This is a genomic window from Burkholderia sp. 9777_1386 (genome assembly GCF_015712265.1).
GTDB classification, from domain to species: domain Bacteria; phylum Pseudomonadota; class Gammaproteobacteria; order Burkholderiales; family Burkholderiaceae; genus Burkholderia; species Burkholderia cenocepacia.
Genome location: NZ_JACCQB010000041.1, coordinates 1 through 21242, shown reverse-complemented (window position 1 = coordinate 21242; position 21242 = coordinate 1). Strand labels below are relative to the sequence as shown.

Here is a 21242-nt window from a genome sequence, read left to right as displayed (position 1 = left end):
GAACGCTGTCTGAACGGCCAGGAGGGGCGCCGGCGGGGGCGCATCGGCGTATGATCTGGGTTTTCGTCAGCCCGATCCAGGCACCCCCACCATGACTTCCGTCGACACTACCCCCGTCCTCGACCATGACAAGCTCGTTACCTTCATCGAGCGCAAGTGGAACGATGAAATCCTCCACGCCCTGACCGACTACATCGCGATTCCCGCGAAGAGCCCCGCATTCGACCCCGACTGGGCGAAACGCGGATATCTCGAGCGCGTCGTCACCGATGCCGCGCAGTGGGCCGAACGGCAGCCGGTGAAGGGCCTGAAGCTCGAAATCGTGCGCCTGCCGGGCCGCACGCCGGTGATCTTCTTCGAGTCTCCGGCCACGCGCTCGGGCAGCACCGACACGATCCTGCTGTACGGCCACCTCGACAAGCAGCCCGAATTCGACGGCTGGCGCGCGGACCTCGGCCCGTGGACGCCGAAGTTCGAGAACGGCAAGCTGTACGGCCGCGGCGGCGCGGACGACGGCTATGCGATCTACGCAAGCCTCGCGGCGCTCGGCGCGCTCGACGAGCAGGGCATCGAGCGGCCGCGCTGCGTCGGCCTGATCGAGACCTGCGAGGAGTCGGGCAGCTACGACCTGCTGCCGTACGTCGACGCATTGCGCGACCGGCTCGGTCAGGTGTCGCTCGTCGTGTGCCTCGATTCGGGCGCCGGCAACTACGACCAGATGTGGCTCACCACGTCGCTGCGCGGCCTCGTGTCCGGCGACCTGCAGGTCGAGGTGCTGGAAGAAGGCGTCCACTCGGGTGTCTACGGCGGCATCGCGCCGTCGAGCTTCCGCGTGATGCGCCAGCTGTTCGAGCGCCTCGAAGACGCGAAGAACGGCAACCTGCTGCCGGGCGTGTTCCATTGCGAGATTCCGTCGAGCCGCGTGCGCGAAGCCGAGGCCGCTGCCGCGATTCTCGGCGACACGGTGTGGAAGGGGCTGCCGTGGGCGTGCGGCCAGGATGGCAAGCCCGTGCTGCCGACCACGACCGATCCGCGCGAGGCGCTGCTGAATTCGACGTGGCGTCCGTCGCTGTCGGTGACGGGTGCGGCCGGCATGCCGGCGCTCGCCGATGCGGGCAACGTGCTGCGTCCGCGCACCGCATTCAAGCTGTCGCTGCGGCTGCCGCCGCTCGTCGACGCCGCGCAGGCCGTCCAGCAGCTCAAGGAATTGCTCGAACTCGATCCGCCGTACAACGCGAAGGTCACGTTCAAGCCGGACGCCGGCGCCGCGACGGGCTGGAGCGCGCCGGATCTCGCGCCGTGGCTCGCGTCGTCGCTCGACGCCGCGTCGCGCCGCCACTTCGGCGCCGACTGCGCGTACATGGGCCTCGGCGGCACGATCCCGCTGATGAACGTGCTGCAGGAAGGCTTCCCCGCAGCGCAATTCATGGTGTGCGGCGTGCTCGGGCCGAAGTCGAACGCGCACGGCCCGAACGAGTTCCTGCACATACCGTATGCGAAGAAGCTCACCGCGGCCGTTGCCGACGTGATCGCGACCGCGCGCTGATCGGCGCAACGTTCGACGTACCGATTGCCCGACCCGAACCGCCTTGATGGAGTGTTGCCGATGACCGCACTGCCGACGCCCGATACCGAACCGCTGCGCATGCGCGCCGAACCGCTGCATGCCTTCGTCGCGGCACTCTGGGAACGGGCCGGCAGCCACCCGCGCGAGGCGACGCTGGTCGCCGATCACCTGGTCGGCGCGAATCTCGCGGGCCACGATTCGCACGGGATCGGGATGATCCCGAATTACGTCGCGTCGTGGCGCGAAGGGCAGTTGCAGTTGAACGGGCACGCGTCGATCGTGCGCGACGGCGGCGCGGTGCTGACGATCGACGGCGGGCGCGGCTTCGGCCAGGTGATCGCGTTCGAGGCGATGGTCGAAGGAATCGAGCGCGCGCGGCGCATGGGCATCTGCGCGATCGGGCTGCGCGACGTTCATCACCTCGGCCGCATCGGGCACTGGGCCGAGCAGTGCGCGCGCGCCGGGCTCGTGTCGTTCCATTTCGTCAACGTGCCGGGCGACCTGCTGGTCGCGCCGCTGCACGGCACCGATCCGCGTTTCGGCACGAATCCGTTCTGCGCCGCGTATCCGCGGGCGGGCAAGCCGCCGTTGCTGCTCGATTTCGCGACGAGCGCGATCGCGTACGGCAAGACGCGTGTCGCGTACAACCAGGGCAAGCGCGTGCCGGCCGGGTCGCTCATCGACCATCGCGGCCAGCCGACCGACGATCCGGCCGTGATGCACGAGCAGCCGTTCGGCGCGCTGCTGCCGTTCGGGCTGCACAAGGGCTATGCGCTCGCGGCGATGTGCGAGATCTTCGGCGGCGCGCTGGTGGGCGGGCATACGACGTACGGCGATACGCTGCAGAAGACGAGCGCGATCGTCAACGGGATGCTGTCGGTGCTGATCGATCCGAACGCGTTCGACGCGGCCGATGCCGAACGCGAAGCCGATGCGTTTGTCGCGTGGGCGAAGGCGTCGCCGCGGGCCGGCGATGCGCCGGTGCAGGTGCCCGGCGAGCCGGAAGAGGCGAGCCGCGCCGCACGCGGCACGGCCGGGATTCCGGTCGACCGCGCAACGTGGCGGCAGATTCGCGAGAGCGCGGCGGCCGTCGGGGTCGACGCGGCCGAGTTCGATGCGTGGACGCAGCGCTGCGAGGCGTCCGCATGAGCTGGCAGGCGGAGAAGGCGCACGGCGAGGAAATTGCGTATCAGCTTGCGCCGCTCGGTACGGTCGCCGTAGCACGGTTCTTCAGCGGGGCGGCCTTGCGGCTCGACGGCGTGATGTTCGGCTTCCTGTCGCGCGGGTCGCTGTTCCTGCGTGTCGACGACGTGAATCGCCCGGCGTTCGTCGCGGCGGGGATGGGGCCGTTCTCGTATGCGCGGCCCACGCGCACCGTCTCGCTCGAGGGCTATTACGAAACGCCGGCCGACGTGCTCGAGGATGCGGGCGCGCTGTTCGACTGGTGCCGCAGCGCGTATCGCGCGGCGCTGCTGGCCGGGCCGCCGAAGCGCAAGGCGCGGGCGGTGTCGAAGACGGGATCGAGGGCGGCGCCGAAGCCTGCAGCGAAACCGGCGCCCAAAAAGGCATCCACGCCGGCGGCGAAATCCGCATCGAAACCGGCATCGGCGCAGAAAGCGAAGCCGGCATCGAACTCATCATCCGCGCCGGCACCGAAACCGGCAGCGAAGCGCAAGCAGACGTAATACCGGCCGCGCGGCGCGACAGCCTCGCAAGGTTCGCTTTCCTTTCTTTCAGACCGCCTCGTCGCGGCCGACCAGCACGCCGCGCGGGCGGCTGGCCCGCGCGATCCGGCGCATGAACGCATCGAGCGTGACGCACCGCACATCCTGCGTGCTTCACAACGGCGGCCCCGACGTTTATGATCGGCGCGGGCTGCGCCCGTGCGTCGCGCGACCCGCGCCGGCCTCGCCGCCGGCCCGCGAACGGCGCACCGTACGCCGCGCGGCACGCTTCCCCACTCATCATTCCAGACGGAGACAGCCGATGCTCGTCCTGATTCTCGGTTTAGCGATCTTCCTCGGTGTGCACTCGGTCCGGATCGTCGCCGACGGCTGGCGGTCCGCGACGATCGATCGGATCGGCGAGAAAGGCTGGAAGGGCGGCTACGCGATCGCGTCGATCGTCGGCTTCGTGCTGATCATCTGGGGGTACGGGATCGCCCGCGCGGGCGCGACGTTGCTGTGGGTGTCGCCGGTCGGCGTGCGCCACCTGACGGGCATGCTGACCGCGGTCGCATTCGTGCTGATCGCCGCGTCCTACGTGCCGCGCAACCGGATCAAGACGCTCGTCGGGCATCCGATGCTGGCCGGCGTGATGGTGTGGGCGGTGGCGCACCTGCTCGTGAACGGCACCGTGCATGCGGTCGTGCTGTTCGGTGCGTTCTTCGTGTGGTCGATCGTCGATTTCGTCGTGTCGCGTGCGCGGGATCGCAGCGACGGTGTCCGCTATCCGGCCGGCGGGCTGGCCGGCGACCTCGCAACCGTGGCGGCCGGGCTCGTCGCCTGGGCCGTGTTCGCGCTGTTCCTGCACGGCCCGCTGATCGGCGTGCGGCCGTTCGGCTGAACGGAACGCGCACGCCGGTCGGCCTCCCGCCGGTCAACGCCCCTTCGCGCCGGCGGCCTGCCCGAACGACGGCTGCTTGCGCCGCAGGAAGTACGCCGCGACGATCGCGAGCGCCGTCAGCACCGTGAACCAGAACTGGAAGCGCGAATCCGGGTTGAACGCCTGCGACCCCAGCACGGCGACCAGCGCCAGCAGCGCGACCCAGTTCGATACCGGATAGAACCACGCGCGGAACGCCGTCGGGTCGCGTTGCTCGTGCTTCGTCTGCCGGCGCATCGCGAAGTGCGCGACGATGATGAAGATCCACACGATCATCACGAACGCGCCGCTGCTCTTCGCGAGCATCAGGAACAGGTCGCCGCCGCTCACGAAGTGAATGCCGAGGATCGACACGCAGATCGCGAGGCACAGCACGAGCGCGTTCATCGGCACGCCCTTCGCGTTGGTGCGGCCGAACACCGCGGGCGCGTGGCCGCGCTGGCTCAGCGAGAACAGCATGCGCGAGTTCGAGAACAGGAACGAGTTCATCACCGACATGAACGACACGAACAGCACGATCTTCATCGCGACGGCGGCCTCCGTGAAGCCTGCCATGCCGAACAGCGATACGTACGGCGATTTCAGGTTGGCCTTGTCGGTCCACGGCATGCACAGGATCAGGATCGACACCGAGCCGACGTAGAACACCATCACGCGCACGATCACGCTCTTGATCGCGCGGATCACGTTCCTGCTCGGGTTTTCCGATTCGCCCGCCGCTACTGCCGCGATCTCGCTGCCGCCGAGCGAGAAGATCACGACCATCACGCCGGCGAGCACGGGCGAGATGCCGTTCGGCATGAAGCCGCCGTGATCCGTGAGGTTCACGAGCCCCGGCGCGGGAATGCGCGGCTGGAAGCCGAGCAGGATCGACGCGCCGAGCGCCATGAACACGATGATCGTCGCGACCTTCGCGAACGACAGCCAGTATTCGGCTTCGCCGAACGAGCGCACCGAATACGCGTTGCTCGCGATCAGCGTGACGAGCATGAACAGCGCGCCGCCCCAGATCGGCAGCCACGGCAGGAAATCGTGGAGGATCGCGCCGAGCAGGATCGCTTCGACGGTGATCGTCATCATCGACTTGAACCAGTACAGCCAGCCGACCGCGAAGCCGGCCCATTCGCCGAGATAGCTGCTCGCATACGTGGAGAACGATCCGCTGTCGGGATTGCGGGACGCCATTTCGCCGAGCATGAACATGACCAGCGTGACGATCACGCCGCCGATCAGGTACGACAGGATCGCCGCGGGGCCGGCCGTTGCGATGATCGCGCCGGAGCCGACGAACAGGCCCGCGCCGATCACGCCGCCGAGCGCGATCATCGTGATGTGCCGTTGCTTGAGGCTTTGCCTCAACGAGTTGTCCTGCATCTCCTACCTCTAGTTATTGTTGGCCGGGAACGTATCGGGCGGCGCGGCGGCAAGCGTTCTGCCGCTGCGGGGCGCCGATGTCGAGGGAGCGTGTGTGACGCGATGTGCGGGGCCGCCGGCGGTGAATCGAAATGGCGGCCACGGTGTGCCGGTCGGTGCCCGCGAGAGGGCGATGATGGCGACAAACCGGATTGTCGGCGGACACCGCCGTGACGGCAAACGAGATATGCGAAAGACGTCTTGCGGTTTGCTCATCAATTGCCGCGATCGCGGCAGGCGTGGGCGTGGGTCAGATCGGTTTGACGAACAACCCGATGGTCAGCAGCACGCCGATGCAGACGATCGCGATTCGCAGCACGCGTTCGTTGACGCGATGCAGCGCCCATGCGCCGAGCAGGCCGCCGACGATGGCGCCGCCGCCGAGTGCGATCGCCGCGCGCCAGTGAAGGTGCGGCGAGGTGAGGAACAGCACGACCGCCGACGCATTCATCACGCCCGCGAGCGCGTTCTTGGTCGACATCGCGCGACGCGGCGGCAGGCCGGCCATCGTCAGCGCGGCCATCATCAGGAACCCGATGCCGCCGCCGAAGTAGCCGCCGTAGATCGCGATCAGGAACTGCGAGGCCCCGGCCGCGACAGGGCCGAGATGTTGCGTGCCCGCGCCCGGCTTGCGAAAGAAGCTGCCCCATGCGAACACGATCGTCGCGAACAGCACGAGCCACGGGACGAGGCGCGAGAAGATCGACGAAGGCGTCTTCAGCAACAGCAGCCCGCCGAGCGCGCCGCCGACCACGCTGATCGCGAACAGCGCGCGAAACGGCAGCCTGCCCACGCCGCTCACCATGTTCCGGCTCGCCCAGCCCGTCGTGACCTGGCCGGGGAACAGTGCGACCGTCGACGTGATGTTGGCCGCGAGCGGCGACATCCCCGACACGATCAGCGCGGGCAGCGTGACGAACGAGCCGCCGCCGGCGAGAGCGTTCTGCAGGCCGGCCCACAGGCCGGCGAGGATGATGAGGGCGAGCACGATCGATGGATCCGGGATATTCCGACCTTGAACCGCGAACGGCCAAGCTTGCCGGGCGGGGATGCACGATGGTAATTCAGGACCGCGGCCGATGCACGCACGATACGCGGCGTGCCGATGGCGGCCAGGACGCGGACGAAATGAGCATCGATTGTCTGCGGCGACGATTCAATTAATAAAGACCAGGTCGTTTATTTCGTTTCTGGATTCATCGGGTGTGGTTTTCGGGAGACGGTTTTTTTGGTATGAGCGGACAGGGTTGCGGTGAAGGTTGAATTGGATTCCGGGCATCCATGCAGAAACGGATGCTGGGGTCGGAAGCGCCCGGATGTCGGAAGTTTTTGAGTGAATGTCGGGAAGAGAGAAGCGTCTTGCGAAAATCCTTGTCGTCGAAGAGGTTTTTGGCAGGATCCGACGTGTCGAAATGCTCGATCTCAATATAGTTGTATGCTGAGGTTCGATTTCATTTTTCATCCTGCAGCGTTGGGTGCGAGCGTGCGTGCATGCGCCTTGTCGCACCGGCTGGGCCGAAAACATTCGGTTCCAGCGGTGCTTTCCGGGATAACCCGTATCGCGGTGAATCATTGTCACGACAGCGAATAAGGTGAACCAATCCAGACAATTGTTTATGTTTTTATAAGCGGCGGGAAATATGCGAAAGAAAGGCTGAAAATATTTGTAAAAGTGCCAGTGGAGTGCAATCATGTACGTGAAAGACCGGTGTAATCTAAACGCAGGCACGAGCGGTACATAGAGAGAGTGATGGTGCACCGCGGCAATTCGCCCTGATCAAGCGAATTGTTGATGATTCGCGATAAAAGGAAATAACTAATATGGCGAGGGCGGTAGAAATGCAGATCCAATATCAAACAAAAAATCGCCGCGTGGACAACACCCGCGGCGCGAGGGCCATCAAACACGTATGTCCGTCGGACTGGCGCGTTGTATTGGGCCATTTCCCGGCACGCAGGGCGAACGGCTGTTCCGGCCGTCTGGACTCATCCCTGATTCCGTAGCAGCCCCGGCTCCATTTTTCCTTTTCCGGCATAGGCCGCCTCGGGCGGGCTAGCGGCTCGTTGCGTCCCGCGCGAGCCGGATACCCGGTTTGCAGCGGCGCGAATTCGCGTCGTGCTCCGTCGCGCCTGTTTGGTTGAACGTTTGCCTGTCATCGACGGGCCAGCTTTTGTCACATCCATCTACAAGGAGTCGGGCAATGGTTTCCTCGTCGGTCTTGAGCAATCACGTCGATGTTCCGGTCGCCAACGGTTCGCAGGTCGTCGCGTCGCCGGGTGGCCCGGCGAATTTTCTGCTGTCGGCCCACAAGGAGGACGTGGCCAACTATGCGCGTTCGGGGAACGACCTGGTCGTCGAATTCAAGGACGGCCGAACAGTGCGCGTTCAGGCGTTCTTCGAGAACGGCGCGGATTATCACAATCTCGTCTTCGTTCAGGACGACGGGCGATTTCTTGTGCAGTTCGGCCCCGCACTGCAGGCGACCGGCGATGGCATCGTCGATGCGGCGCTCACTTATGCGCCGATCGGCGACGGGTTGTCGACCGGTGCGCTGCTCGGAATACTCGGCGGCGTCGCCGCGGCCGGCGGCATTGCGGCAGCCGCGGCCAGCGGCGGCGGTGGGGATGACGGCGGTAGCGGCGCCAGTGGCGGAGGAACGCCGACCGGGCCGGCGCGACTGGCGATCGATTCGATCGATGGGCAGTCGATCGACGGCAACGGCAATATCGTCACGGGGCGGGCGTCGCCGACGATCGCGGGTTCGGGCGCTCAGCCGAACACGACGGTGACGATCCAGGTCGATGGTCAGACGATCGGTGCGGTGACTGCGGACGCGAACGGGCGCTGGTCGTACACGGCCGGTACGTTGCCGGAGGGCGCCCATCAGATCACCGTGACGCAGACCGACAGTAGCGGCAATACGAGCGAGCTGAGCACGGTGGGGATCGTGGTGGATACGATCGTGCCGGAAACGCCTGCGATTACGGCCGTCAGCGACGATGCACAACATCCGGTGACGATCGGCGGTGCGACGAGCGATACGACGCCGACGCTCGGCGGTACCGCGGAAGCGGGTAGCAGGGTGAGCGTGTATGACGGCACGACGCTGCTGGGAACGACGACAGCGGATTCGTCCGGGAAGTGGACATTTACGCCGACCACGGGTTTGGGCGAGGGCGCGCACTCGATTACGGTGACTGCGACAGATGCGGCCGGCAACGTGAGCACCCCGAGCGCGGCCTTCGAGCTGACGATCGATACGACGGCTCCCGCGCTGCCCACGGTGAACGCGACGGACGGTACATCGCTGTCGGGCACGGCCGAAGTGGGCGCAACGGTCAACATCGATACGAACGGCGACGGCACGCCGGACGCCACCGTGACAGCCGACCCGAGCGGCGCGTGGACGTACACGCCCTCGACCCCGCTGCCGGCTGGTACGGTGATCGGCGTGACGGCCACCGATGCGGCAGGCAACACGGGCCCGTCTGCCTCGGTAACGGTGACGGGTGACACGACGGCACCGGGTGCGCCGGTCATCGGCACCGTGACGGATGACGTGGGTTCTGTTGTTGGTGCGATCATTTCCGGCGGCAGTACTGATGACGCGACGCCGACATTGAGCGGTACAGCGGAGGCAGGCAGCACAGTGAGCGTGTATGACGGCACGACGTTGCTGGGCACGACGACGGCAGATCCGTCCGGAAACTGGACGTTCACGCCGACCACGGGTTTGGGAGAGGGCGCGCACAGCCTGACCGTCACCGCAACGGATACGGCCGGTAATGTGAGTGTTCCGAGTACGGCCTTCAACCTGACGATCGATACGACAGCTCCGTCGATTCCGACAGTGGACACGACGGACGGTACGTCGTTGTCGGGCACGGCCGAAGCGGGTGCAACGGTCAACATCGATACGAACGGCGACGGCACGCCGGATGCCACCGTAACAGCCGACCCCAGCGGCGCGTGGACGTACACGCCCTCGACCCCGCTGCCGGCTGGCACGGTGATTGGCGTGACGGCCACGGACGCGGCGGGCAATACGGGCCCGTCTGCATCGGTAACGGTGACGGGCGACACGACGGCACCGGGTGCGCCGGTCATCGGTACGGTGACGGACGACGTAGGCTCTGTTGTTGGTGCGATCATTTCCGGAGGCAGTACTGATGACGCGACGCCGACATTGAGCGGCACAGCGGAAGCGGGCAGCACGGTGAGCGTGTATGACGGCACGACGTTGTTGGGTACGACGACGGCAGATCCGTCCGGAAACTGGACGTTCACGCCGACCACGGGTTTGGGAGAGGGCGCGCACTCGATTACGGTGACTGCCACGGACACGGCCGGCAACGTGAGTGTTCCGAGCACGGCCTTCGACCTGACGATCGATACGACGGCTCCTGCATTACCCACGGTGAACGCGACGGACGGTACGTCGCTGTCGGGCACGGCGGAAGCGGGCGCGACGGTCAACATCGATACGAACGGCGACGGCACGCCGGACGCCACCGTAACAGCCGACCCGAGCGGCGCGTGGACGTACACGCCGTCGACCCCGCTGCCGGCTGGTACGGTGATCGGCGTGACTGCTACCGATGCGGCGGGCAATACGGGCCCGTTTGCCTCGGTAACGGTGACGGGCGACACGACGGCGCCGACCGCACCGATCGTTGTTAGTGTCACGGACGACGTTGGCTCGATCGTTGGCCTGCTGACGACTGGCGCGACGACGGACGACACGACCCCGACGCTTGCCGGTACGGCGGAAGCAGGGAGCACGGTGAGCGTGTATGACGGCACGACGTTGCTGGGCACGACGACGGCAGATCCGTCCGGAAACTGGACGTTCACGCCGGCCACGGGTTTGGGAGAGGGCGCGCACTCGATTACGGTGACTGCCACGGACACGGCCGGCAACGTGAGCACCCCGAGCACGGCCTTCGACCTGACGATCGATACGACGGCTCCTGCATTACCGACGGTGAATGCGACCGACGGTACGTCGTTGTCGGGTACGGCCGAAGCGGGCGCAACGGTCAACATCGATACGAACGGCGACGGCACGCCGGATGCGACCGTAACGGCTGACCCGAGCGGCGCGTGGACGTACACGCCCTCGACCCCGCTGCCGGCTGGTACGGTGATCGGCGTGACGGCCACCGATGCGGCGGGCAATACGGGCCCGTCTGCTTCGGTAACGGTGACGGGCGATACGACGGCACCGGGTGCGCCGGTCATCGGTACGGTGACGGACGACGTAGGCTCTGTTGTTGGTGCGATCATTTCCGGAGGCAGTACTGATGACGCGACGCCGACATTGAGCGGTACAGCGGAAGCAGGCAGCACGGTGAGCGTGTATGACGGCACGACGTTGCTGGGCACGACGACGGCAGATCCGTCCGGAAACTGGACGTTCACGCCGACTACCGCACTGGGTGAGGGTGCACACAGCCTGACCGTCACCGCCACGGACACGGCCGGCAATGTGAGTGTTCCGAGCACGGCCTTCAACCTGACGATCGATACGACGGCTCCTGCGTCGCCGACGGTGAATGCGACCGACGGTACGTCGTTGTCGGGTACGGCCGAAGCGGGCGCAACGGTCAACATCGATACGAACGGCGACGGCACGCCGGATGCGACCGTAACGGCTGATCCGAGCGGCGTCTGGACGTACACGCCCTCGACTCCGCTGCCGGCTGGTACGGTGATCGGCGTGACTGCTACCGACGCGGCGGGCAATACGGGCCCGTCTGCGTCGGTGACGGTGACGGGCGACACGACGGCGCCTGCGGCCCCGATCGTTGTTAGCGTCACGGACGACGTTGGTTCGACCGTCGGCCTGCTGACGACTGGCGCAACGACGGACGACACGACCCCGACGCTTGCCGGTACAGCGGAAGCGGGTAGCACGGTGAGCGTCTATGACGGCACGACGTTGTTGGGTACGACGACAGCAGACCCGTCCGGAAACTGGACGTTCACGCCGACCACGGGTTTGGGAGAGGGCGCGCACTCGATTACGGTGACTGCCACGGACACGGCCGGCAACGTGAGCCCCCCGAGCACGACCTTCGATCTGACGATCGATACGACGGCTCCTGCATTACCGACTGTGAACGCGACCGATGGTACGTCGCTGTCGGGTACGGCGGAAGCGGGCGCGACGGTCAATATCGATACGAACGGTGACGGCACGCCGGACGCCACCGTGACGGCCGACCCGAGTGGCGCGTGGACGTACACACCATCGAGCCCGCTGCCGATCGGTACGGTGATCGGCGTGACCGCCGCGGACGCGGCTGGCAACACCGGCCCGTCCGCGTCGGTAACGGTTGCAGACCTGACGGCGCCGGCCGCGCCGATCATCGGCACCGTGACCGACGACGTTGGCTCGATCGTTGGTCTGCTGACGACTGGCGCGACGACGGACGACACGACCCCGACGCTTGCCGGTACAGCGGAAGCAGGCAGCACGGTGAGCGTCTATGACGGCACGACGTTGTTGGGTACGACGACAGCAGACCCGTCCGGAAACTGGACGTTCACGCCGACCACGGGTTTGGGAGAGGGCGCGCACTCGATTACGGTGACTGCCACGGACACGGCCGGCAACGTGAGCCCCCCGAGCACGGCATTCGCGATCACGGTCGATACGACCGCACCGACTGCGACGGCCACGCTGACGACCCTGACCGACAACACCGGCGTGCCCAACGACTGGATCACCGGCGACACGACCCCGACCCTGAGCGGCACGCTGAATGCTGCGCTCGGTGCGGGCGAGGTCGTCCAGGTCAGCCTCGACGGCGGCGCCCACTGGACCAACGCGACCGTCAACGGCACGAACTGGACCTGGTACACGCCGGGCGTGTTGTCCGCGGCGAACTACACGGCGACGGTGCGCGTGGTCGATGCCGCCGGCAACCTCGGCCCGACGACGTCGCAGCTTTTCACGATCGATCCGAATGTCGCACCGGTCGTATCGGCGCAGGCATCCGGGAACCTGCTCGGGATCGTCGGCGCGAACCTGCTCAACCTGATCGATTTCAGCACGCAGCAGGCGTTCTCCGCATCGGACTACAACAACAACCTCGATCACGTGACGCTGCACTACGGCGGATTGCTCGGCCTCGGCGCGCTGCAATTCAACGCGAATCAGGCGCTGGCGAACGAACTGGGGCTGCACTTCAACGTCGTCAACAACCCCGGAATCCTCGGCATCATCGGGCCGTCGTCCGACCTGACGATCACGGCGACCGACGGCGGCCCGATCGACAACCTGAGGCTCAACGAGTTTCTCGGTTCGATCACGCTGAACGGCGGGCTGATCAGCATCAGCGCGCTCGACAGCGTGACGATCTCCGCGACCGACAAGACAGGGCTGTCCGCATCGGCCACCGCCGGTCAGTTGCTGAACGCGAGCCTGCTCGGCTCGACGCAGTCGGCGTCGATCATCGAGGGGACGTCGGGCAGCGACACCGTCACGGGCACGTCCGGCAACGACCGACTGTACGGCTATGGCGGCGACGACGTGCTGAACGGCGGCGACGGCAATGACCTGCTGCGCGGCGGCGCCGGCAACGACACGCTGAACGGCGGCAACGGCAACGATATCCTGATCGGCGGCGCCGGTAACGACACGCTGACGGGCGGCGCCGGCACCGACGTGTTCCTGTGGGAAGTCGTCGGCGCGGACAACACCGGCGGCAACGGCCATGACGTCATCACCGACTTCCAGCTGGCAAGCGGCCCCACCGATACGAGCGGCGACAAGATCGATCTGTCGAAGCTGCTGGTCGGCTACACGGCCGACGCGGACGGGCCCGCGCACTACGTGGACGGCGTGCCCGCGATCGATGCGGGCGACACGATCGGGCAGTTCCTGTCGGTGACGAACGTCGGCGCCGATACGGTGATCAGCATCGACCGCGACGGCGCCGGGACGGCGTTCGGTTCCGAAACCCTCGTCACGCTGAACAACGTGACGACCAACCTGGAGAGCCTGCTCGCGAACCATCAGATCATCGTCTGACCGCAGCGCCCCGGGGAGGCCGGCCTGCCTCCCCGACACGGTAGGCCCGTTCGCATCGCGACGCGGGCTCGCCCGACGCATATCCGTTCCCGCGTCATGCGCGGGGCCAGCTTTGCCGGACGGCTCGCCGCCGGCGTCCCGATGATGCTCAAGACAACCGCTTGCTCCAGATTCACAGTGCGTCGCGCCGCTCGCGCGGCGCGTGCCGTTTTTCATCCAGGCCATGTGTTGTTCGCGATCGCGCTGTTCGATATCGCCTCGGTGGCGTTCGCGTCATCGTCGTCGCCGCTGCCGAGCGGCCGACTGACCGATTCGTTCGAGACCGCGGTCCGCGTGCCGGCTCCTGCGGCCCAGGCTGCCGCGGCATCTCCCGCGCGTTCGTTGCCGCCGGGGTCTCCCCGGGGTGCCGCTCCGGCGATGCACACCGCGATGGCGCCGTCGTTCGTGCCGTTGCCGGCCGGCATGCCCGCCGCCGCCGCTGCCGCCCCGCGCCGGCGCCTGGCGCCGCCATTGCCGCCTGCGGACCCGGCACGGCGCATCGTCCTCGCGAACCTGTCCCGCGCGATGGCGCCGGGCGACCTGCCATCACCGGTGCCGTTGCCGCACGACGGGGTGACGACGATCACGCCGGATCTGCCGGACGCATTCGACACGCCCGCCGCCGCGCACGCAGCGGATCCCGAGGTTGCAGAGGATTCCGCCGGCGCATCGGGCGAAACGCTGCGCATCGCGCTCGATCGCCTGACGCTGCGCGACGCGGTCGGCGTCGCGATCGCGCGCCATCCGGACATCGGTCGCGCGCATGCGGAAGTGGCGCAAAGCCTGTCGGAGGTCGAGGTCGCGAAAGCGGCCTGGTACCCGAAGATCGACTATGGCGTGCGCCCCGGCTATGGCGGCAGTTTCGGCAGCAACGGCAACCGCACCGGCACGCGCGCCTCGATCGGCGTGTCGCAGTTGCTGTACGACTTCGGCCGTACGTCGGGCCGGATTTCCGCGGCGGACTCGACGCGCAGCCAGAAGCAGTACCAGTTGGCCGACACGATCGAGACGGTTGCGTATCAGACGGCGTCGACGTTCATCGAACTGGCCGCGAGCCAGGACGTCGTCGCCGCCGCGCGGCGCCAGGTCGCCGCGCTGAGCGACACGCGCACGAAGATTCTCGATCGCGTGCGGGCCGGACTGTCGGTTTCGTCGGACCGCAATCTGGTCGAACTGGCGATCCTGCATGCACAGGCGGAAGTGCTGAAGGCCAACACGCGCTTCGACGTCGCCGCCGCGAAGCTCACCGAACTGATCGGCGCCCGCCCGCGGCGCGTGGCGCCCCTCGGCGGCACGGTCGATTTCGTCGGCGATCTCGGCCACGCCGGCGGCGACATCGAACGCACGCCGTCGGTGCTTGCCGCGGCGGCGGCCGTCGATGCGGCCGATGCGCGCGTGCGGGTCGCGCAGGCGGAACGCTTTCCGTCGATCGGTATCGGCGCGAGCCGTTCGATATCGAGCGGCCGCCCGAACGCGACCAACGACACATGGATCGGTTTCGCGGTGAGCGGCAACTACTCGCTCGGCGGCCTGGCGAAACACCAGATCGCGGCCGCCGAAGCCGAACTGCGCGCGAACCGCGAAAGCCTCGAGAACCGGCGGCTCGTCACGCGCAGCGCGCTCAAGTCGGCGGAAATCGAAGCGTCCGGCGCGGCCGCGCGCCTGAACAGCTACGAGAAAGTGACCGCGCTGTCGCGCGCGTCGCGCGACCTGTACTGGCAGGAATACATCCTGAACAAGCGTACGTTGACCGACGTCGTGAATCCGGAGCGCGACATCTTCGAATCGGAAGTCGAGGCGATCAACGCACTGGCCGACGGCGCGATCGCGCGCATCAAGGCATACGTGGCAGTCGGCAAATTCGTCGAATTGCTGCGCGAACACGAGGGGAGTCGTCATGAATGATGCGTTTCGCGCCGGGCGCGATGCCGGCGCCGATATCGCGCGCTGGACCGACCCGCTGATTTTCGCGGCACGGCATCTCGGTCTCGCCGTTTCGCCCGAGCAGGTCCGTGGCGCGGCGTCGTGGGCGAGCGTCGCGGAGCCGGACGCCGCCGTCATCGAAGTCGCCGCGTCCGTGGGCCTGGCCGCGCAGTTCGTCGCGTTGCCGCCGGCACGGCTCACGCCGGCGATGCTGCCGGCGCTCGCCGTGTTCGACGATGCGCATGTCGGCGTGATCGTATCGGTCGCGGCGGAGCGTGCGGTCGTCCAGTTCGTCTTCGACGGCAAGCCGGTCGAACGCGCGATCGATCTGGACGCGTCGACGCCGGCGTGGCCGGCCCGGATGTTGATCGTCCACGAGCGGGTCGCGCGGCGTGACGAACGCGTCGACAGCTACCTGTCCGCCAAACCCGACACCTGGCTGCACGATCTGTTCTCGGCGCAATGGAAGGTATTGCTCGATCTCGGTGCCGGCTCGCTGTTCGGCAATCTGCTCGCGATCGCGACGTCGCTGTTCGCGATGCAGGTGTGGGATCGTGTGGTCCCGGCGCGGGCGACGCACACGCTGTGGGTGCTGGCTTCAGGCGTCGTGCTCGCGCTCGCGCTGGAACTGCTGCTGCGTACCGCCCGCGTATCGATCGCCGATCATTTCGGCAAGCAGGCGGATCTCAAGCTGTCCGCGATGTTCTTCGCGCGCGTGCTCGACATCCGCAACGACGCGCGGCCGCGCTCGCCGGGCACGCTGGTCGCCCAGCTTCGCGACCTCGAACAGCTGCGCGAACTGCTGACGTCGAGCACGATGGGCGTGCTGATCGACATCCCGTTCGTCATCACGTTCCTGTTCATCATCTGGCTGCTCGGCGGGCCGCTCGCGTTCGTGCCGCTCGCGGCGATCCCGCTGCTGATCCTGCCGGGCGTGCTCGCGCAAATCCCGCTGGCGAAGCTGTCGAACCAGGGGCTCGAGGAATCGGCGCTGCGCAACGCGATCCTGATGGAGGCCATCTATCGCGCGGAGGACATCAAGGCGTTGCAGGCGGAGCCGCGATTCCGGCAGCTGTGGGCGCGGACGAATCGCGTGAATGCCGATATCGGCTTGCAACAACGCCGGCTGGCCGGTCTGCTGGTCAATCTCGCGCAGACGGTGCAGCAGCTTGCGTACGCCGGCGTACTGGTCGCCGGCGTGTACGGCATCCTGGACGCGAGCCTGTCGTTCGGCGCCGTGCTGGCCTGTTCCATCCTGACGAGCCGCACGATCGCCCCGCTGGGCCAGATTCCCGCCGTGCTGTCGCGCATCCAGAACGTACGCGCGGGCAAGAAGGGGCTCGACAACCTGCTCGCGCTGCCGGTCGATCATGATCCGGCGGTCGATGCGTATCACAAGCCGGCGCTCGTCGGCCGATATCGCTTCGAGCAGGTCGGATACAGCTTCGATCCGCAGGCAAAGCCGGTGCTCGGTATTCCGAATCTGTCGATCGAGCCGGGCGAGCGGATCGCGATTCTCGGCCGGGTCGGTGCGGGCAAATCGACGCTGCTGCGGCTGCTCGGCGGACTCGCGACGCCGGTGCAGGGGCGCATCCTGTTCAACGACACGCCACTGCCGCTGATCGACGTCGCTGACGTCCGTCGCGACGTCGGGATGCTGCTGCAGGAATCGAGTCTCTTCTACGGCACGCTGCGAGAGAACCTGCTGATCGCGAATCCGCTCGCTACCGACGATGCGATGCTCGCGGCGATGAAGGTCGCCTGCGCGGACCAGTTGCTGTTGCGGCAGCCGCACGGCCTCGACCTGAAACTGCGCGAAAGCGGCCTCGGCCTGTCCGGCGGCCAGAAGCAGGCGCTGATGCTGGCCCGCGTGATTCTGCGTGCACCGAACGTGTTGCTGCTCGACGAGCCGACCGCGTCGCTCGACGAGGCGACCGAGCGCGCGATCGTCGAGCGCCTGCGGCAGTGGCTCGGCCATCGCACGTTGATCGTCGCGACGCATCGTTATCCGGTGCTGTCGATCGTCGATCGCATCATCGTGCTCGATGGCGGGCGCGTGGTGCGTGACGGTCCGAAAGACGAGGTGCTGGCAGCGCTACGCGGTGCCGGCACGCCGGAGCCGGCGGCGGCTTCGCGCGCGCCGGCTGGCGAGTCGAGCCCGTTGCCGGCGCAGATGGCGGGAGAGGCACGATGAGCGATTTTCCGTGGTCGGCGCATCGCGCACGCGAAGCGGCACCCGCCCGGCGGATGCTGTGGCTGATCGTTGCTGCGCTGGCGATCTTCCTCGTGTGGTCCGCGTTCGCGAACCTCGACGAAGTCGCGGTCGGCGAAGCCAAGGTCACGCCGGCATCGAAAGGGCAGGTCATCCAGAGTCTCGAAGGCGGCATCCTGCTGGAACTGGCGGTGCGCGAAGGCGATGTCGTCGACGCGGGCCAGCGGCTCGCGACGCTCGATCCGGTGCTCGCGCGCTCGTCGATGGAGGAAACGCTGGAACGGATCACCGCATTGCAGGGGCGTGCCGCGCGGCTGTATGCGGAGATGAACGACCTGCCCGGCATCGAATTCCCGGCGGAACTGGCGAACGAGAAGGCCGTGACCGGGCGTGAGCGTCAGCTGTTCGTCGCAAACCGGCGCGCGTTTCGCGAGAACGTCGCCAACCTGCGCGAACAGTTGCGGCTCGCCGAGGACGAGCTCCGGATTGCGTTGCCGCTGTTGAAAACCGGCGCGACCAACGAGGTCGAGGTGCTCCGGTTGCGTCAGAAGGCCGCCGAATTCTCGACGAAGCTCGCAGCGGCGCAGAGCGAATACTACGTCGCGCTGAAAGCCGACTATTCGAAGACGATGGCCGATCTCGAGCCGCTGCTCAAGGTTCGCGAAGGGCGTGCCGATCAATTGCGGCGAACCGTGATTCGCGCGCCGGCGCGCGGCATCGTGAAGGACATCCGGGTGTCGACGGTCGGCGGGGTGATTCCGCCGGGCGGCATGCTGATGGAGATCGTGCCGCTCGACGACCAGTTGTTGATCGAGGCGCGCCTCAGCCCGCGCGACATCGCATTCATTCATCCGGGGCAGGAGGCGACCGTGAAGATCACGGCGTTCGAGTCGTCGATCTACGGGTCGCTGCCGGCGAAGGTCGAGCGGATTTCGCCCGACACGATCGAAGACCAGGTCGACCGGCGCGTGTATTACTACCGCGTCTACGTGCTCACGCAGCACGCGTATCTGGAAACCCGCGACGGCAAGCGGCATCCGATCCTGCCGGGCATGGTCGCCACCGCGGAGATCCGCACCGGGCGCCGCACCGTGTTCGACTACCTGGTCAAGCCGCTGAACCGCGCAGCCGAGGCGTTGCGCGAACGCTAACGCGCCGGCGCGGCACGATCATGGGTGCGACGCCGAGTCGTTGCGTTCGGCATCCGGATACACGATCGTGCCGTCGTCCCGGATCACGGCGCCGGCCGTGAGCCGCGCGGGCTCCACGCGGTTGCGGCCCATGATGTGCAGCACCGTTTCGCCGCGCGCGATCAGGTAGTCGGACACGATGCGCCGGTGGCAGCGCCACCACACGGCTTCCGAATACATGATCGCGCAGCGCTGCTCGTGCCCCTGCGCGATCAGCCGGTCGAGGCCCGCATGAAACGCCGGCGACAGCGCATAGTCCGCGTAGCGGTGAAAGCTGCGGTTGGTCCAGAAACCGTTGACGTCGTCGGGTACGCCGCGCGACTTGCCGCGCAGGCCGCCGAGTTCGGCGATGTGTTCGTACGCGATGTCGGCGGCGGCGAGCGCGTCCGGCAGCGTCGCTTCGTTGAATTGCGGATTGGTGCGCGAACGCGTCATCTTGCGGATGTCCGCGAGCAGCGTGATCTCGACCGCATCGAGCAGGTCGACGAATGCGTCGAGCGTGCGGTTCGAATGGCCGATCGTGTAGAACGGGAGCGTCATGCGTCGTCCTTGCCGGCGATGCGTTCGAGCACGCGGCCGCGATGCGCGGCGATGTGCTCGGTCCGGTCGCTCTTGATCTCGTACTGCGGATCGTCGGGCGACGCGCGATGGCGATGCCCCTTGTAGTCGAAGTCGGCGGTATGGATCGCGACGATCGTGCCGGTCACGTAGCCGGCCTCGGAATTCCAGCGGACGTGGTCGCCCAGCCTGAATGGGGTGGTCATGCCGGGTGTGCCTCCTCGTGTCGATACGCGGTGGGTCGGTCCGCGGCCTTGGCGGTGCGCGCCGGAGGCCGCGAGGCAGAACATCGATGAATTCAGGACAAACTGGATGCGTGAACGAGAGTAGCGCGATTTCCGCCACCCGGGCGAATGTGCTTGAGCGGAAGCCGGCGTGTCTTGTGTAACGCCATATATCCGACGAGACGCCGGCAAAAAGTTCACGTCCGATGTCCGTACGGCGGTAGCCGGGTTCGGAACAGCAATGTGTGGGAGGAATCGGGGTGATATCCCGGGACGAAATGACTCACCGGCAAGTCGGTGCGGCAGGCACTAACGGACCCACGGAGAATCGCAACTGCGTTACGTCGGGCTGTCGGGGGCAAAGCAACTGTTGCACCTTATCGGTGATGAAGATGTCGCGTCTTTCTTCACACCTGCCACGACCTGGTCTCCTAGGTTGCAGCGCCCATGCCGGCGTGCCGGCATGCTCTCCTGGTCTCGATGACAACGTCATGCCGGAATTTTCCACTTCCAAACGGGACAGTCTTGTGGACCCAGGCTAGGGTCGGTTTCAACTTGAACGAAAAAATTCCAAGTTGGACGCATCTCGACAGTCGGGCCGGACTTGTCGAGATTCACTTACTTTTGACGTCGAATCGATGATGTGGCGACGCTCTGCTGAAGGGTTGCTCGTGAGACGTTGAACTCATAGTGCATTTAACGTTGAACTAACACGAAAACGATTTGTTTAAGCTTGAATTTTTGCGAGTAGCGGGTATTTTTTGTGAAAGTGCCCAAGCAACGCTAAATTTCCAAGAACCATAAGCTCGAAGAACTTCGTGCGTTGTTTCCGGAGAAAAGTGAGGTCCGAGCTATGGGTGCGAGCGGGGACAATGAGCCGTCGGCCTACCTTGCTGGGCAGGCGTTTGTGCATTCTCTTGGATGGTGAGGTGGCGGATCTAGGTGTCGAGGCTAGTCGACCCCAGCAGATCCGCCAATGAATCTGTCGGGGATGCACCGCACGCGCGACACCAGTCAATATAGCCAAAGACGTCGAGGGACCGGGAGCCGCGCTCAATCTTAGACAAATTCGATTGATCAATGTGTAGGAGCTCGGCCAGTTCTGTCTGAGTCAAACCGGCTCGCTTACGCAAGGTGTAAAGTTGATCACGGAGGCGTGTTGGATTCATTCGGACTGAACTGGTTGATTTGATGGATACGGAGCGTCGGTGACGTGTTCCGATAACACGAAGTTCCCGATGGCGGCCGGCGTCTGGTTACTGATATTCGGAATATTCTCATGCCGGTAGTCCGTAGAATAGCTTCCATAGCAGTTCTTCGACACGGCGCGCCCCCAGTTCCGTTAGGGAAACGCTGATCAATGGACCAACTTCCGAAGTTGCAGGCGAGATGGCTTCAAATTTTCTGGATGACGAAGCGAATCGGCGCTCAATTCAGTGAATTTGGCGCGTAAGCGAGCCTCCCTGCTCGCAT

The 21242-nt window shown here is 66.1% G+C and carries 13 protein-coding genes and 3 pseudogenes; 9 read left to right on the top strand and 7 right to left on the bottom strand.

The genetic code is table 11. The annotated features are described in order from the left end of the window. The first annotated feature begins 91 nt into the window (after positions 1 to 91). The 4 genes from H0X91_RS25470 to H0X91_RS25455 all read left to right on the top strand — a co-directional run bounded on the left by H0X91_RS25470 (position 92) and on the right by H0X91_RS25455 (position 4132). Complete coding sequence (locus tag H0X91_RS25470; protein ID WP_084751650.1) at positions 92 to 1546, top strand: M20 family metallopeptidase; 1455 nt, start codon at positions 92 to 94, stop codon at positions 1544 to 1546. A 60-nt stretch (positions 1547 to 1606) separates the two neighbouring features. Beyond that, complete coding sequence (locus H0X91_RS25465; protein WP_006498874.1) at positions 1607 to 2716, top strand: malate/lactate/ureidoglycolate dehydrogenase; 1110 nt, start codon at positions 1607 to 1609, stop codon at positions 2714 to 2716. Next, a complete protein-coding gene (locus H0X91_RS25460; RefSeq protein ID WP_196433458.1) occupies positions 2713 to 3252 on the top strand; it encodes a TfoX/Sxy family protein in 540 nt (179 codons plus the stop codon). The genes H0X91_RS25465 and H0X91_RS25460 overlap by 4 nt, the downstream gene beginning before the upstream one ends. A gap of 301 nt (positions 3253 to 3553) precedes the next feature. Continuing rightward, entirely contained in the window at positions 3554 to 4132 is a 579-nt protein-coding gene (locus tag H0X91_RS25455; RefSeq protein WP_006490860.1) for an NnrU family protein, read from the top strand. 33 nt (positions 4133 to 4165) lie between these two features. Here the strand turns inward: H0X91_RS25455 and H0X91_RS25450 are convergent, their stop codons facing one another. Then, positions 4166 to 5545 carry an amino acid permease gene (locus tag H0X91_RS25450; RefSeq protein WP_006490861.1) on the bottom strand — a complete coding sequence of 460 codons (1380 nt, stop codon included), beginning with the start codon at positions 5543 to 5545 and terminating at the stop codon, positions 4166 to 4168. 289 nt (positions 5546 to 5834) lie between these two features. Next, positions 5835 to 6572: a sulfite exporter TauE/SafE family protein gene (locus H0X91_RS25445; RefSeq protein WP_006490854.1), complete on the bottom strand. Its 738-nt coding sequence runs from the start codon at positions 6570 to 6572 to the stop codon at positions 5835 to 5837. Positions 6573 to 7785: 1213 nt separating this feature from the next. Here H0X91_RS25445 and H0X91_RS35450 point away from each other — a divergent pair. Next, positions 7786 to 8028, top strand: a pseudogene (locus tag H0X91_RS35450) (BapA prefix-like domain-containing protein); the annotation flags it as partial. A gap of 219 nt (positions 8029 to 8247) precedes the next feature. Further along, positions 8248 to 13623 (top strand): annotated as a pseudogene (gene adhA / locus H0X91_RS25440) (cable pilus-associated adhesin AdhA); the annotation flags it as partial. A gap of 212 nt (positions 13624 to 13835) precedes the next feature. Here the strand turns inward: adhA and H0X91_RS35345 are convergent. Further along, positions 13836 to 14249 (bottom strand): hypothetical protein, encoded by a 414-nt coding sequence (locus tag H0X91_RS35345; RefSeq protein WP_241313397.1) that lies wholly within the window; start codon positions 14247 to 14249, stop codon positions 13836 to 13838. Here H0X91_RS35345 and H0X91_RS25435 point away from each other — a divergent pair. Genes H0X91_RS25435 through H0X91_RS25425 form a run of 3 tightly spaced genes read left to right on the top strand, consistent with a single transcriptional unit; the run spans position 14134 to position 18948 of the window. After that, positions 14134 to 15567 carry a TolC family protein gene (locus tag H0X91_RS25435; RefSeq protein WP_230205442.1) on the top strand — a complete coding sequence of 478 codons (1434 nt, stop codon included), beginning with the start codon at positions 14134 to 14136 and terminating at the stop codon, positions 15565 to 15567. The genes H0X91_RS35345 and H0X91_RS25435 overlap by 116 nt on opposite strands. After that, positions 15560 to 17779 carry a type I secretion system permease/ATPase gene (locus H0X91_RS25430; RefSeq protein WP_196433456.1) on the top strand — a complete coding sequence of 740 codons (2220 nt, stop codon included), beginning with the start codon at positions 15560 to 15562 and terminating at the stop codon, positions 17777 to 17779. The genes H0X91_RS25435 and H0X91_RS25430 overlap by 8 nt, the downstream gene beginning before the upstream one ends. Then, positions 17776 to 18948: an HlyD family efflux transporter periplasmic adaptor subunit gene (locus H0X91_RS25425; protein WP_058903380.1), complete on the top strand. Its 1173-nt coding sequence runs from the start codon at positions 17776 to 17778 to the stop codon at positions 18946 to 18948. The genes H0X91_RS25430 and H0X91_RS25425 overlap by 4 nt, the downstream gene beginning before the upstream one ends. 18 nt (positions 18949 to 18966) lie before the next feature. Here the strand turns inward: H0X91_RS25425 and H0X91_RS25420 are convergent, their stop codons facing one another. From H0X91_RS25420 to H0X91_RS35445, 4 genes and pseudogenes are all read right to left on the bottom strand, one after another. Further along, a complete protein-coding gene (locus H0X91_RS25420) occupies positions 18967 to 19527 on the bottom strand; it encodes a DUF488 domain-containing protein (protein ID WP_196433455.1) in 561 nt (186 codons plus the stop codon). After that, on the bottom strand, positions 19524 to 19751 hold the full coding sequence (locus H0X91_RS25415; protein ID WP_006498880.1) for a DUF2945 domain-containing protein: 228 nt from the start codon (positions 19749 to 19751) through the stop codon (positions 19524 to 19526). Before H0X91_RS25415 ends, H0X91_RS25420 begins: the two co-directional genes overlap by 4 nt. A gap of 956 nt (positions 19752 to 20707) precedes the next feature. Next, positions 20708 to 20938, bottom strand: coding sequence for a helix-turn-helix domain-containing protein (locus H0X91_RS25410; RefSeq protein ID WP_081066253.1), 231 nt, complete (start codon positions 20936 to 20938; stop codon positions 20708 to 20710). Positions 20939 to 21046: 108 nt separating this feature from the next. Beyond that, positions 21047 to 21127 (bottom strand): annotated as a pseudogene (locus H0X91_RS35445) (antitoxin Xre/MbcA/ParS toxin-binding domain-containing protein); the annotation flags it as partial. Positions 21128 to 21242: the final 115 nt, after the last annotated feature.

Bases quoted from the DNA above. Each gene is read 5' to 3' on its own strand.
- H0X91_RS25450 (WP_006490861.1), bottom strand. From the start codon at position 5,545: ATGCAGGACAACTCGTTGAGGCAAAGCCTCAAGCAACGGCACATCACG.
- H0X91_RS25425 (WP_058903380.1), top strand. From the start codon at position 17,776: ATGAGCGATTTTCCGTGGTCGGCGCATCGCGCACGCGAAGCGGCACCC.
- H0X91_RS25455 (WP_006490860.1), top strand. From the start codon at position 3,554: ATGCTCGTCCTGATTCTCGGTTTAGCGATCTTCCTCGGTGTGCACTCG.
- H0X91_RS25410 (WP_081066253.1), bottom strand. From the start codon at position 20,938: ATGAATCCAACACGCCTCCGTGATCAACTTTACACCTTGCGTAAGCGA.
- H0X91_RS25470 (WP_084751650.1), top strand. From the start codon at position 92: ATGACTTCCGTCGACACTACCCCCGTCCTCGACCATGACAAGCTCGTT.
- H0X91_RS25415 (WP_006498880.1), bottom strand. From the start codon at position 19,751: ATGACCACCCCATTCAGGCTGGGCGACCACGTCCGCTGGAATTCCGAG.
- H0X91_RS25460 (WP_196433458.1), top strand. From the start codon at position 2,713: ATGAGCTGGCAGGCGGAGAAGGCGCACGGCGAGGAAATTGCGTATCAG.
- H0X91_RS25465 (WP_006498874.1), top strand. From the start codon at position 1,607: ATGACCGCACTGCCGACGCCCGATACCGAACCGCTGCGCATGCGCGCC.
- H0X91_RS25420 (WP_196433455.1), bottom strand. From the start codon at position 19,527: ATGACGCTCCCGTTCTACACGATCGGCCATTCGAACCGCACGCTCGAC.
- H0X91_RS25430 (WP_196433456.1), top strand. From the start codon at position 15,560: ATGAATGATGCGTTTCGCGCCGGGCGCGATGCCGGCGCCGATATCGCG.